The organism is Lentzea sp. NPDC054927 (assembly GCF_053610285.1).
Genome location: NZ_JBSGXZ010000030.1, coordinates 38,717 through 50,141, shown reverse-complemented (window position 1 = coordinate 50,141; position 11,425 = coordinate 38,717). Strand labels below are relative to the sequence as shown.

Annotated in this window: 14 protein-coding genes; 5 read left to right on the top strand and 9 right to left on the bottom strand. The window is 69.4% G+C overall.

Features of this window, described 5'->3' with window-relative positions:
* Window positions 1-202: 202 nt before the first annotated feature.
* Window positions 203-1,522, bottom strand: a complete 1,320-nt coding sequence (locus tag ACWGE0_RS31070) for a cytochrome P450 (protein ID WP_452264457.1) — start codon at window positions 1,520-1,522, stop codon at window positions 203-205.
* Window positions 1,523-1,622: 100 nt separating this feature from the next.
* Here ACWGE0_RS31070 and ACWGE0_RS31065 point away from each other — a divergent pair, with 100 nt between their 5' ends.
* Entirely contained in the window at window positions 1,623-2,759 is a 1,137-nt protein-coding gene (locus ACWGE0_RS31065; protein WP_452264456.1) for a HEAT repeat domain-containing protein, read from the top strand.
* Here the strand turns inward: ACWGE0_RS31065 and ACWGE0_RS31060 are convergent.
* Complete coding sequence (locus ACWGE0_RS31060) at window positions 2,756-3,496, bottom strand: DeoR/GlpR family DNA-binding transcription regulator (RefSeq protein ID WP_452264455.1); 741 nt, start codon at window positions 3,494-3,496, stop codon at window positions 2,756-2,758. The two genes, ACWGE0_RS31065 and ACWGE0_RS31060, sit on opposite strands and share 4 nt — an antisense overlap.
* Before the next feature lie 49 nt (window positions 3,497-3,545).
* Here ACWGE0_RS31060 and ACWGE0_RS31055 point away from each other — a divergent pair, with 49 nt between their 5' ends.
* A complete protein-coding gene (locus ACWGE0_RS31055) occupies window positions 3,546-3,908 on the top strand; it encodes a DUF4406 domain-containing protein (RefSeq protein ID WP_452264454.1) in 363 nt (120 codons plus the stop codon).
* 66 nt (window positions 3,909-3,974) lie between these two features.
* On the opposite strand, the gene ACWGE0_RS31050 is transcribed toward ACWGE0_RS31055, so the two are convergent.
* A complete protein-coding gene (locus ACWGE0_RS31050) occupies window positions 3,975-4,571 on the bottom strand; it encodes a phosphoribosylanthranilate isomerase (RefSeq protein ID WP_452264453.1) in 597 nt (198 codons plus the stop codon).
* A 108-nt stretch (window positions 4,572-4,679) separates the two neighbouring features.
* On the opposite strand from ACWGE0_RS31050, the gene ACWGE0_RS31045 reads away from it, so the two are divergent.
* On the top strand, window positions 4,680-6,404 hold the full coding sequence (locus tag ACWGE0_RS31045) for an L-aspartate oxidase (RefSeq protein ID WP_452264452.1): 1,725 nt from the start codon (window positions 4,680-4,682) through the stop codon (window positions 6,402-6,404).
* A gap of 61 nt (window positions 6,405-6,465) precedes the next feature.
* On the opposite strand, the gene ACWGE0_RS31040 is transcribed toward ACWGE0_RS31045, so the two are convergent.
* From ACWGE0_RS31040 to ACWGE0_RS31030, 3 genes are read right to left on the bottom strand one after another with little or no spacing between them, the layout of a single operon-like run.
* Window positions 6,466-6,798 carry a LuxR family transcriptional regulator gene (locus tag ACWGE0_RS31040; RefSeq protein ID WP_452264451.1) on the bottom strand — a complete coding sequence of 111 codons (333 nt, stop codon included), beginning with the start codon at window positions 6,796-6,798 and terminating at the stop codon, window positions 6,466-6,468.
* The gene (locus ACWGE0_RS31035) at window positions 6,795-7,229 is read right to left on the bottom strand and encodes a cupin domain-containing protein (RefSeq protein ID WP_452264450.1); all 435 of its coding nucleotides are present in this window, start codon (window positions 7,227-7,229) and stop codon (window positions 6,795-6,797) included. The genes ACWGE0_RS31040 and ACWGE0_RS31035 overlap by 4 nt, the downstream gene beginning before the upstream one ends.
* Window positions 7,226-7,636 (bottom strand): hypothetical protein, encoded by a 411-nt coding sequence (locus ACWGE0_RS31030; protein WP_452264449.1) that lies wholly within the window; start codon window positions 7,634-7,636, stop codon window positions 7,226-7,228. Before ACWGE0_RS31030 ends, ACWGE0_RS31035 begins: the two co-directional genes overlap by 4 nt.
* Window positions 7,637-7,779: 143 nt before the next feature.
* On the opposite strand from ACWGE0_RS31030, the gene ACWGE0_RS31025 reads away from it, so the two are divergent.
* The gene (locus ACWGE0_RS31025; RefSeq protein WP_452264524.1) at window positions 7,780-8,439 is read left to right on the top strand and encodes a glycosyltransferase family 87 protein; all 660 of its coding nucleotides are present in this window, start codon (window positions 7,780-7,782) and stop codon (window positions 8,437-8,439) included.
* 169 nt (window positions 8,440-8,608) lie between these two features.
* On the opposite strand, the gene ACWGE0_RS31020 is transcribed toward ACWGE0_RS31025, so the two are convergent.
* Together ACWGE0_RS31020 and ACWGE0_RS31015 are read right to left on the bottom strand one after the other, a co-directional pair.
* Entirely contained in the window at window positions 8,609-9,205 is a 597-nt protein-coding gene (locus ACWGE0_RS31020; protein ID WP_452264448.1) for a DUF4360 domain-containing protein, read from the bottom strand.
* 113 nt (window positions 9,206-9,318) lie between these two features.
* Entirely contained in the window at window positions 9,319-10,143 is an 825-nt protein-coding gene (locus ACWGE0_RS31015; protein ID WP_452264447.1) for a class II glutamine amidotransferase, read from the bottom strand.
* Between the two features lie 96 nt (window positions 10,144-10,239).
* Here ACWGE0_RS31015 and ACWGE0_RS31010 point away from each other — a divergent pair, with 96 nt between their 5' ends.
* Complete coding sequence (locus tag ACWGE0_RS31010; protein ID WP_452264446.1) at window positions 10,240-10,836, top strand: hypothetical protein; 597 nt, start codon at window positions 10,240-10,242, stop codon at window positions 10,834-10,836.
* Between the two features lie 27 nt (window positions 10,837-10,863).
* Here the strand turns inward: ACWGE0_RS31010 and ACWGE0_RS31005 are convergent, their stop codons facing one another.
* Complete coding sequence (locus tag ACWGE0_RS31005) at window positions 10,864-11,352, bottom strand: GlcG/HbpS family heme-binding protein (RefSeq protein ID WP_452264445.1); 489 nt, start codon at window positions 11,350-11,352, stop codon at window positions 10,864-10,866.
* Window positions 11,353-11,425: the final 73 nt, after the last annotated feature.

Sequence of the window (11,425 nt, the reverse complement as noted above, 5' to 3'; positions counted from 1 at the left end):
CGAACCGCGTGGCCCAGTCGGAAATCACCCCTACGGCCTAACAGGCAGGGGCAACGAGGGTTCAAGCCTGACCGGTCGATCGGCCAGTTAGCTGTCGGGTGTCGCCAGTTGTTCGGCGTGGCAGATCCGTTGTCACGTACGGGAAATGACTGCGACGAGATGCGCTGAACGTCTTCTGCCGTGACCCACGTGCGCTCCGCGGTCACCCGCTGAGCTTGGTGAGGCTGGTGGGCAGGCGTTCGAAGCCGCGCAGGATGCGGGTGGGGCGGCGGCGGGCGCCGGGCAGCGGGCTCAGGCCGGGGAAGCGGCTGAAGATCGTGCGCAGGCCGATCTCGCCCTCCATCCTGGCGAGCTGGGCGCCCAGGCAGTAGTGGCGGCCGGCGCCGAACGACACGTGGTCGCGGGCGTTCGGGCGGGTGACGTCGAAGGCATCGGGATTCTCGAAGATCGACGGGTCGCGGTTGGCCGCCGCGAGAACGGTGGTGACGAGCTGGCCGCGGCGCACCGGGAGGCCGGCGATCGTGGTGTCGGCGACGCACATGCGGCCCGTCATCAGGACCGGCGGGTCGACGCGGAGGACCTCGTCGACGGCGTTGCCCCACAGTTCTGGCTGCTGTCGAACCGTGTCGAGCTGGGCCGGGTTCTTCGTGAGCAGCGCGATGCCGTTGCCGAGGAGGTTGACGGTGGTCTCGAACCCGGCCGCGAGCACGAGGCCCGCGGTGGCCTTGAGTTCGCGTTCGGTGAGTCCCACGCCGTCCTCGCGGGCGGTGATCAGGCGGCTGAGCAGGTTGTCGCCGGGGTTGGCGCGCAGGGCGTCGAGGTGGCGGGTGAGCCAGGCGTCGAACGAGGTGAGCGTCGTTTCGACGTTGCGGAAGACGCGCCACGACAGGCCCAGGTCGAGGCTCGGGGCGGCGGCCGCGCCGAGGGCCAGGACTGTCGCGCGTTCCTGGGGTGGGACGCCGAGGATCTCGCTGATGACGGTGACCGGCAGGAGTCCGCAGTAGGTCTCGATCAGGTCGACCGGGTTGTCCGGGTCGAGGCCGTCGAGCAGCTCGTCGGCGATCTGCTGGGTGCGGTCGCGCAGCTGTTCTACCGCGCGGGCGGTGAACACGCGGGTCACGAGCTTGCGGTAGCGGGTGTGCGCCGGCGGTTCGGTGACCAGCAACGACGGTGGCTGCACGGGATGCATCACCTGAGTGGCGGACCACGCGGCGAGCTTGCCGAGAATGCCGGCGCCGTACCGCGGGCGGGTGGTGACCAAGGCGTCGTTGGTCAACACCTCCTTGACCACGGCGTGCTGGGCGGTGGTGTGGCCGACCTTGGTGACGGCGAGCGGGCCGCGGGCGCGGATCTCGTCGAACAGGCCGGTGAGGTCGGCGCCGGTGGAGGCCTCGACGGTGATGCGGCCCTGAAGGTCGCCGCGCCGGGCTGCCAGGCGCAGCACCGCCCGTGGCAGCGCGTGGCCGATTCCCCACCGCACTGCCGGTTTGACGTGCTCCTCAGCCAACTTTGAGGTACTCATCTCCTTCCGCAGCTAAGCCGAGTGGACGGCAACGCGTCAAGGGTAGGCCGTCCGGCTGAACCGCAAGTCCACAATGGAGCAACGAGTATCGTGCCGCGCCATGGAAATCCGGGCGCTGCTCGACCGCATGACGCACGAGGACAACCGGCGCGAGGCCGGGGACTTCGTGGCCGAGCACGGCGTCACGTCGTTCGACGAAATAGCCGGCGTGATCGCCACCTCCGACGACGGTCAGGTCATCCGGTCAGCCTGCCGGGCGTTCACCATGCTGAACGCGGGCGACGCGGTCTACCTCGAAGCGACCCGGCATCCACACGCGACGGTGCGCAGGATGGCCGCGAGCATGTTCCGCGGCGAGCAGGCATTGCGGCACGCTCGCGAGCTGCTGCCCGTGCTGGCGGACGAGGACCACTACGTGCGGCAGGAAGCGTTGTGGGCGTTCGGGACCATGGGGCCGGAAGTGTTGCCGCTGCTGCAGGAAACGCGCCGGACGGCCAAGGGCGCGGTGCGCAGGGGAGCGCTGGCGGGGATCGTCGAGGTCGCCGGACCGGACGCGATGTCGGCGCACGACCGCGCGATGATCGAGCGGTACATCCGGTTCAAGATCGAAGAAGAGATGTACGGCAGCGAGCAGATGCACCTCTGCGGCGGTTGGTACGCGATCCGGACCGAGGAGCAGAACGCCGTGCTCGGCGTGTGCGGCCTGCAGGACCCGACGCCGGTCACCAAGATCCTCGGCGGCGCGGCCTGGAACAACGACCACCACGCGTGGGCCAAGGACGAGGAGCACGTCCGGTGCGCCAGGGTCTACGTCACGGGCGCGTGGGACGGCTGGACGCTCGTGTTCGGCGAGCCGTTCGCGCACGCCGAGAGGCCCGTGACGGAGATCTGCGCGGTGCTGAGCAAGGTGTTCGGCGAAGCGCACTACTACGGCATGAGCTGCGGCGACGGCTGGACGGCGTGGTGCATCGCCGAAGACGGCGAGATCGTCCGCTACTACGACGCCTTCAACGCCGAGGACCAGATCGGCGAACTCGACGTCGAGGACGGCCGTGGTCTGCCGCACGACTGGAGCGACGAGAACGACGACCTCGACGACATCTGGGCCACCGAGGTCGCCGAGGAGTTGTCGGTCGATCCCACCTACTTCGAGGGCGACGTGGAGGGCCACGGCGTGCTGGCGCTGACGCAGTGCGGCCTCACCTACGGTTCCCCCAAGGGTTTCCTGCAGATCTAGGCGTGGATCACCGGTACTTCCAACGCTTTGACGATGTCGTTGTCCGCGTCCGTGATCACGCCGGCGACATCGCTGAACGGCAGCACGCCGAACCGTGACGCCGTGCCGATCTTCTCCGAACTGGCCAGCACGTAGGTGTCCGCGGCCTGGTGGGCGAGCGCGCGTTTCATCGCGGCCTCATCGGCGTCACCGGTCGTGAGGCCCGCTTCGGGGTGCACGCCCGTGACGCCGAGCAGGAACACATCGGCGTGCACGCCCCGTGCGGCCTCCACGGCGGCAGCTCCACACGCGACCATCGAGTGCTTGAAGAGCCGCCCGCCGATCACATAGACGTCCACGTGCTCGTGCTCCTCCAACGCGCTCGCGATCGTCGGACTGTGCGTGACAACCGTGGCGTGCAGGTCGAGCGGTAGCGCACGCACGACGGCGAGGGTGGTCGTGCCGCCGTCGAGGATCACCGTGGCGTTGGGCTCGATCAACGCCGCTGCTGCCCGTGCGACCCGCTGCTTGCCGTCGATCTGCACGTTTTGCCGCGTTGTGTAGTCGGCGATCGCCGGTGACACGGGCAGCGCGCCGCCGTACACGCGTTGGCAGAGTCCCGCCGCCGCGAGATCCCGCAGGTCACGGCGGATCGTGTCCTCGGAGAGGCCGACCTCGGCGGCGAGGTCCTTGGCGACGATCCGGCCGTCACTGCGCAGGCGTTCGAGCAGCAGGTCACGACGTTGGGCGGCGAGCATGCACGTTTCTCCTTGTTTTTGCCGAGTCTTGCACATTATGGTCGAGTGCATGCTGATTCTGATCGCAGGCCCCTACCGCTCGGGTACCGGGGACGACCCCGCACTGATGGCGCGCAACCTCGAACGGCTGGAGGAGGCGGCGTGGCCGATCTTCCGCGGCGGCCACGTGCCGATGATCGGCGAGTGGGTGGCGCTGCCGGTGCTGCGCGGCGCCGGCGGCTCGTCGCCGCTGGACCCGATCGCGTCGGAGATCATGTACCCGACCGCGGAACGGTTGCTGCGGCACTGCGACGCGGTGCTGCGGCTGCCCGGCGAGTCGACCGGGGCGGACGAGGACGTGCGGATCGCGCGCGAACGCGGGCTGCCCGTCTACGAACGGGTCGAGGACGTTCCAGGCTGTTCCGCCGCCTGACCAGAGGCGGGCGGCTTGGCATCCGGACCATGCCGAGGTTCGTCGCCCTGGTGCGGCGCGCGTGATCTAACGGCGGGCGGCGGCCACGAACTCGCGCATCCGGCCGTGATCCTTGACGCCACGGCTCGACTCGATGCCGCTGGACACGTCCACGCCCCACGGCCGCGCCACGCTGATCGCCCCGGCGACCGTCTCCGGCGCCAGCCCGCCCGCCAGCACCCATTTGCCTTCCGGCCGGTTCTCGTCGAGCCGCGTGATGTCCCACTGCTCACCGGACCCGGCGACCGGCGAGTCGATCAGCAACAGTTCCTCGCCGAACGCACCAGTGCGCACATCGGTGTCCGGCCCCAGCGCGGTCGCCCGGATCAACTGGAACGGCAGGTCCGCCAGTTCGTCGAACGCTTCCTTCGGGTAGTCGCCGTGCAGCTGCAACGCCCGCACACCCGTCTTCAACGCCATCTCACCGGCTTCTGCGGCGGTGATGCCGCGCACAACGGCGACGGTGAGGACGTGGTCCGGCACCTGCGCGACGAGCCTGCTCGCCAGGTCGACGTCGATCTGGCGGGGGCTGGTGGTCAGCACGAAACCGACGGCGTCGGCGCCGGTTTCGATCGCGACGGCGACGTCGGACTCGGTGCGGAGACCGCAGAGCTTCACGAACACAGCACCGATCCTAGTGCCGTGACCCACGGCACCAGTGTCGCGGCTAACAGTCACACATTCCGGCGCCATTTGGTCCTACTAATGGAGATACGGGCAATGGAGGCCGCGATGACAGAACATCAGATTGCTACTTCGGTGCTGGTGATCGGCAGCGGCGGTGCGGGACTGCGCGCCGCCATCGAGCTGGCGGAGCGCGGGGTCGACGTGCTGGTCGTCGGCAAGCGCCCGAAGGCCGACGCGCACACCGCGCTCGCCGCCGGTGGCATCAACGCGGCCCTCGGCACCATGGACGCCGACGACACGTGGCAGCAGCACGCGGCGGACACCATCAAGGAGAGCTATCTGCTCGCCAATCCGGACATCGTCCGCGTCGTGGCGGAGCAGGGACCGCGCGGCATCGAGGACCTCGAACGCTGGGGCATGCCGTTCGCGCGCGAGGCGGACGGCCGCATCTCGCAACGGTTCTTCGGCGCGCACACGTTCCGCCGCACGTCGTTCGCCGGCGACTACACCGGGCTGGAGATCCAGCGCACGCTGGTGAACCGGGCCACGCAGCTCGACATCCCGATCCACGACACGTGCTACATCACGCAGATCCTGGTGCGGGACAACGTGGTTTTCGGCGCGTACGGGTTCGACCTCAACACCGGCACGCGGTACGTGTTCCACGCGGACGTGGTGATCCTCGCGGCGGGCGGGCACACCCGGATCTGGCGGCGGACGTCGAGCCGCCGCGACGAGAACACCGGTGACTCGTTCCGGCTGGCCGTGCAGGCGGGCGGCCGGATCCGCGACCCCGAGCTGGTCCAGTTCCACCCGTCCGGCCTGCTCGAACCGGAGAACGCGGCCGGAACCCTGGTGTCCGAGGCGGCGCGCGGCGAGGGCGGCATCCTCACCAACGCGCTGGGGGAGCGGTTCATGGCCCGCTACGACGCCAAGCGGATGGAACTGTCCACTCGGGACAGGGTGGCGCTGGCCGCGTACACCGAGATCAAGGAAGGCCGCGGCACCCCGAACGGCGGCGTGTGGCTGGACGTGTCGCACCTGCCGCGCGAGCAGATCATGCGCCGGCTGCCCAGGGTGTACCAGACGTTGCTCGAACTGCAGATGAAGGACATCACCCGCGAGGCGATGGAGATCGCGCCGACCGCGCACTACTCGATGGGCGGCGTGTGGGTGTCACCCGCCGACCACTCGACGGGAGTGGAAGGCCTCTACGCGATCGGCGAGGCGTCCAGCGGCCTGCACGGCGCGAACCGGCTGGGCGGCAACTCGCTCATCGAACTGCTGGTGTACGGCCGGATCGTCGGCGAGGCGGCCGCCGAGTACTCGGCTTCCCTGAGCGCGCAACGACGTTCGCGGATCGTGCTCGGCGAGGCCCGCGCCGAGGTGGACGACCTGCTGAACGCCGACGGACCGGAGAACGTCCGCGCCCTGCAACGGGCTCTCCGCAACACGATGACCGAGCACGCGGGCGTCGTGCGCGACGAAACGGGCCTGCGCAAGGGACTCGCCGAGCTGGACGAGCTGGAAGAACGCATCGCCAACGTCGGCGTGCACCCCGACCTCGCCGGCTACCAGGACCTGGCCCACGCCTTCGACCTGAAGTCCTCGGCACTCGCCGCCCGCGCGACCCTCGAGTGCGCCCTGGAACGACGCGAGACCCGCGGCTGTCACAACCGGTCGGACTTCCCGGACCTCGATCCCGCGCAGCAGGTGAACCTGGTCTGGGCCAGCCCCGGCTGGATCGACCGGGAGGAGATCCCCGCGGTGCCGGACGAGATCGCGTCGCTGATGAGGGAGGTCGACACGGCGGGCAAGCTGGTCGAGTGACGTTCGGCGAGTGGCGGGCGCACCGGGGATGGGCGCCCGCCCCTGTTTCACGGCGGCACTGTCACGGCATTCTCAGTGCTGTGGTGAAGAGGAAGACGCTGTCCTCCAGCGCCTCCACCCGATGCCTGTTCTCCGGCAACGTCAGCAGGTTGCCGGGCTCGGCCTCCTGCCGGTAGGGACCTGCGACGAGCCGCACCCGCCCGAGCAGCACCTGCACGGTCACCTCGCCGGGGTGTTCGTGCTCGTGCAGGTGCTCGCCGTGGCGCAGCGCCATCACGGTCTGCCGCAACGCCTTGTCGTGTCCGCCGTGGACGGTCGCGGCACTGCGGCCACTCGAAGCGTCACGTGCCAACGCGAGGTGGTTGTGCGCCAACGCGGTCAACGACGTCTTCACGGCCGCGGCGCCCGCAGGTGCTTGCGCGCTTCCAGCTCCTCCGGCTCCACCACGGTCAGCATCGGCTGGCCGGGTGCGCAGAACATCGTGACCACGAAAGCGGATTCCTCGTCACTGAGATGGTTGCCGTCCTGGTAGTGGATGGCGTCACCGCCCGGCTCCCAGAACGTCCCGCCCGCGTGCACGACCCGCTCCGGCTCACCTTCGAGCTCGAAGACGATGGCGCCCTTGACGACGTAGCCGTAGGCGGGCCCGGAGTGCCGGTGGGGCGGCGCGCCGGGGCTGTTCGGCGGCAGCGTCACGAAGATGGTCATGGCCTCGGCGCCGTCCGGGATCTGCGGTGCTCCCGGCACGGTGCCGATGACGTCGATCTTCGGCGGCGGGCCGCTCTTGTCGGGGTTGTCCAGCTGGTGCGTGTGTTCGTGGCTCATGTCAGTTCAGACCGGACACGCCACCGATCTGTGACAAGCCCTGGGCTCAGAAGGTACTCACCGGTCGACCGGTTGATGACGATCTGCTCGGTCGTCTCGTTCTCGCTCACGCCGAGCGCGGTGCCGCGGCGTCCACCCGCAGCGCCAGCGGTGCAGGTCACGGGCGTGCCGGTCGTACAGCTCGCCCCAGGCGTCCCGGTCCAGAGTTTTCTGAGGTCGGCGATCCCGATCGCCACGATCGACGTCGACAACGCCATGACCAGGCCCGATGCGCCGGACAGCAGCACGACGGAGTGCGCGATCGACTGCACCAGGTAGATCGAGTACGACCGCTCACCGAGCCACACCATCGGGCGAGCCGACAGCAGCCGCGGCACCCACCCCGGCGTCAGCAGCGCGGGCAGCATCAGCCCCACCGCGACCGCCTAGATCGGCACCACCGACACGAATCCGGGGATCACACCGTCCACAGCACCGGAGATGACCGGAACCAGCAGATGCACGCCGAGGAACAGCAGGATCGACCACGGCGTCATGAGCGGCTTGACCGATCTTCGGCGGGCTCACGTTCCTGCCGGTGTGGGTGGCGAACGCGCTGGTGGTGCTCATCAGTTTCCTGGCGCTGTCAGTGGTCTGCCTGCTGGTCACGGGCAGGCCCACGCAACGGCCGAACGTCGTGCGGACCGTGGCTCCGGCCGTCGCGATCGCCGCTGTGGCGCTGGAACCGGTGATCTCGACGTTCCTCTTCGGACAGATCAACCTGGTGGTGATGGCGCTCGTGGTGGTGGACGTGCTGGCGGTCCGCGATCCCCGGTGGTGTGGTGTGCTGGTCGGTCTGGCCGCCGCGATCAAGCTGACGCCGCTGATCTTCCTGCTGTACTTCCTGGTGCGCAAGGACTACCGGGCCGCGCTCACGTCGGCGGTGACCTTCGTCGTGCTGGCGCTGGCCGGATTCCTCTTCGCCGCCGGGGATTCCGCCGAGTACTGGTTCCACGCGCTGCTCGACCCGAGTCGCGCCGGCGGCCTCGCGTACATGGCCAACCAGTCGCTGCGCGGTGTGCTGCACCGGATCAACCTGGGCGAGCACGCGGAAACGCTGCTGTGGGTGGGTTTGTCGGTGCTCGTGGTGGCGCTGGCGGTGGTGGCGGCGCGCAAGGCGGCCAACGAGGTCGTGGCGCTGGGTTCGTGCGCAGGAACTGGGCGAGGGTGACGCTCGGCGCGTTGCTGGTGGTGTTCCTGGTCCAGCCCTTCACGTACCTGCCGAGCACCGGGGACAAGGAGATGACGTGGACCTGGTGGCAGCACGTCTACGGCGACGCCTACACGTGGGGTCGCGATCGGCCTGCTCATCGTGCTGGCCACCAGGTCCAGGATGAAGGTCAGCAGCGCCTGACCCGCACGGCGCCGCGGCTCGACTCCACGATCGCGAAGTTCAGCCGGTCCGGGTCCGCCGAGCCCAGCGTCACGCGCACCTCGGCGTTGATGTTGATGTTGCGCGGCGAACCGCACGGCGACCACTGGACCTCGGTCGAGTTCGGGCGGTAGTGGGTCTGCCAGTCGTCGCTGAACGGCCCGGTGAACGGGTGGGTCACCGTCGCGGTGGGTGAGGTGCCCTGCAGGTAGGTGCTGATCCGGTTCAGGCCGGTCGCGCCTTCCTGGAGGTGCGTGTAGCCCTCGTAGGACGTCCGCGCGAGGCCGTAGGTGTAGCCCTCCGGCACGTTCACCCGGATGTTGATCTGGCAGTTCTTGCGTTGGTCGAGGGGTGACGAGCCGCCGCCCGCCCGTGCCAGGAACGTGTGGTAGCCGACTGTGAACGTTCTGCCGTCCGTTGTCACGTCGGCGTCACCGGCCGGGCATCCCGAGCCGTTGACGGTCACGACCTCCAAAACGGGGGCGACTTCCGCTGGTTCTTCGGTCGCGTCGGCCGGGGTCAGGGCGGATAGGGCGATGAGTGCTGCCGCTGCCGTGCTGAGCATGAGGAACCTCTCCGAGGGGTCCGTGGGCGGCGGCAGCACCAGACGCTAGTGACGAAATCCAGCCTCTACCTGACGGTTGCCTGACGATTCCCCGGTTCGGCGCACGGTTTCGCTCATGGCTTGAACGGCAGCAGTTCCTCTTCCACGCCCGGCCGGACGACAACGCAGGTGGACTCCGGCACCTCCTGCCAGGCCCCGACCAGGTCACCCAGCGGTTCGGACACGATGAGCCGCGAGTCGTCGTCGAGGTCGTGCAGCGCGGGGTTGTCCGGGTACTGGCGGCGCAGCGTCGTCACGTCGGTGCTGTGGAACAGGGTCCGCGACTTGCCGCGGCTCGAGTAGCGGAACGCCCAGGTGGTGGAGCCGTCCGTGGTCGCCACGGTCATCTGGATCGGGTATTCGACGCCCGCGCGCCTGCCGACGTCCTCGACGAACTCGACCATGCGCGCCACAGCGGCGGGCGGGTCCTGCTCCAGCCCGAAGCTGACCGCGAGGTAGAACATGATCTCGGAGTCCGTCGAGCCCTCGATCAGCGGGAACACCACGGGATCGATCGCCAGCATCAGCTCGCGCCGCACCAGCGAGTACTTCGGGATCAGGCCGTTGTGCATCCACAACCAGTTGTTCCAGCGGAACGGGTGGCAGTTCGACCGCTGCACCGCGCCGCCGGTCGACGCCCGCACGTGCGCGAACACCCGGTCGACGGTGATCTGCGCGGACAGTTCCCGCAGGTTGCGGTCGTTCCACGCGGGTTCGGTGCTCAGGAACAGGCCGGGCGTGCTCGTGCTGCCGTACCAGCCGATGCCGAACCCGTCGCCGTTCACCGCGGTCGCACCCAGCCGGGCGTGCTTGGACTGCATGACGAGCGAGTTCTCCGGCGCGTAGAGCAGTTCCTCCAACAGCACCGGCGAACCGGAATACGCGAGCCACCGGCACATGACGAACCTCCCTATACCCAGCGCTACATGGGAACATGTACCGCACGGGAAACGCGAGGTTTGCGGCGGTGCGCCTTCCTCGGGCAGCATGCAGGTGTGTCTGTCCCTCCCGGCGTGCGGCCCCCGCCCTACGAACAGCGCGGGAACTTCGAGACGATCGAGGTGTACGCGCCGGTCCAGCAGGTGCAACAGGTGCAAGAGGTCGAGGCGGTCGAACCGCCAGAGCCGGCCGAACCCCGCGACGAACGCACGGACATCGCCGTCATCGGCCCGATCGCCGCTCTCGTGCTCGCCCTGACGATCAGCACGCTGATCCTGGAGCACCCCGCCGCGCGTGCCGTCGCCGCCGGCCTCGCCACCGTCGGCCTGATCGTGGCCGTGGTCCTGATGCTGATGGGCAAGCGGCCGCAGCCGGGCAGGCACGTGGCCCGGCACGCCATCGACCCGGAGGCCGAGGGACAGGACGCCTCCGACCGGCAGGGCACCGTGCGCATCGCCTCGCACCGGAACACACCCGATCGCAACGCTGCCGCGCCCTACGCCGCCGGGCCCACCGCCGCAGCGCCCCAACGTCCCGTGAACGCCCCTGGGGCAAATGCCCCTGTGTGGACTGCTCCGGGCTGGAGCACGACCGACCCCCGCGCCGCCGATCCCCGCGCCGCCGACCCGCGCGCCAACGACTGGCGCCGGTGACGGAGGCCTTTCAGGTCACCGTCACCATCACCTCAGGGTCGCGAGACCTGCCTTCGCGTACTTCTCGTCCAGGTCACCGCTCGGCGCCCCGCCGACGCCGATGCCCGCGACCGGCGTGCCGTCGACCGCCACCGGCACGCCACCGCCCAGGAACAACGTGCCGGGGATGTCCCGCAGCGTCGCGCCCTGACCCGTGACGCGGCCGGCGAGCTCCGAGGTCGGGGCGTTGAACGACACCGCGGTGAACGCCTTGCGCCGCGCGGACTCCTCGGTCTGCGGGCCGGCGCCGTCGCCCGCCAGCAGCACGACGAGGTCGCCGCTGCGGTCGACGACGGCCACCGTGACGCGCTGGTTCTCCTTCTCCGCGGCGTCGAGGGTGGCTTGAGCTGCCTTGACGGCCGCGTCGATGGTCAGCACCTTCTCCGTGCGGGTGGTGGTGTGCTGGTCGGCCGCCGCGTAGCCGCCGCCGATGGTCAGCACGGCGAGGGTGGCGATTGCGATCTTCTTGATGTCCATGGCCACCACGGTGTCGTGATTCGCGCGGGGAAACCTGGTGGTGACGGTTGAACCTCGGTTCAACCCATCGGTT

Bases quoted from the DNA above. Each gene is read 5' to 3' on its own strand.
- ACWGE0_RS31070 (WP_452264457.1), bottom strand. From the start codon at position 1,522: ATGAGTACCTCAAAGTTGGCTGAGGAGCACGTCAAACCGGCAGTGCGG.
- ACWGE0_RS31065 (WP_452264456.1), top strand. From the start codon at position 1,623: ATGGAAATCCGGGCGCTGCTCGACCGCATGACGCACGAGGACAACCGG.
- ACWGE0_RS31060 (WP_452264455.1), bottom strand. From the start codon at position 3,496: ATGCTCGCCGCCCAACGTCGTGACCTGCTGCTCGAACGCCTGCGCAGT.
- ACWGE0_RS31055 (WP_452264454.1), top strand. From the start codon at position 3,546: ATGCTGATTCTGATCGCAGGCCCCTACCGCTCGGGTACCGGGGACGAC.
- ACWGE0_RS31045 (WP_452264452.1), top strand. From the start codon at position 4,680: ATGACAGAACATCAGATTGCTACTTCGGTGCTGGTGATCGGCAGCGGC.
- ACWGE0_RS31035 (WP_452264450.1), bottom strand. From the start codon at position 7,229: ATGAGCCACGAACACACGCACCAGCTGGACAACCCCGACAAGAGCGGC.
- ACWGE0_RS31030 (WP_452264449.1), bottom strand. From the start codon at position 7,636: ATGCTGCCCGCGCTGCTGACGCCGGGGTGGGTGCCGCGGCTGCTGTCG.
- ACWGE0_RS31020 (WP_452264448.1), bottom strand. From the start codon at position 9,205: ATGCTCAGCACGGCAGCGGCAGCACTCATCGCCCTATCCGCCCTGACC.
- ACWGE0_RS31015 (WP_452264447.1), bottom strand. From the start codon at position 10,143: ATGTGCCGGTGGCTCGCGTATTCCGGTTCGCCGGTGCTGTTGGAGGAA.
- ACWGE0_RS31005 (WP_452264445.1), bottom strand. From the start codon at position 11,352: ATGGACATCAAGAAGATCGCAATCGCCACCCTCGCCGTGCTGACCATC.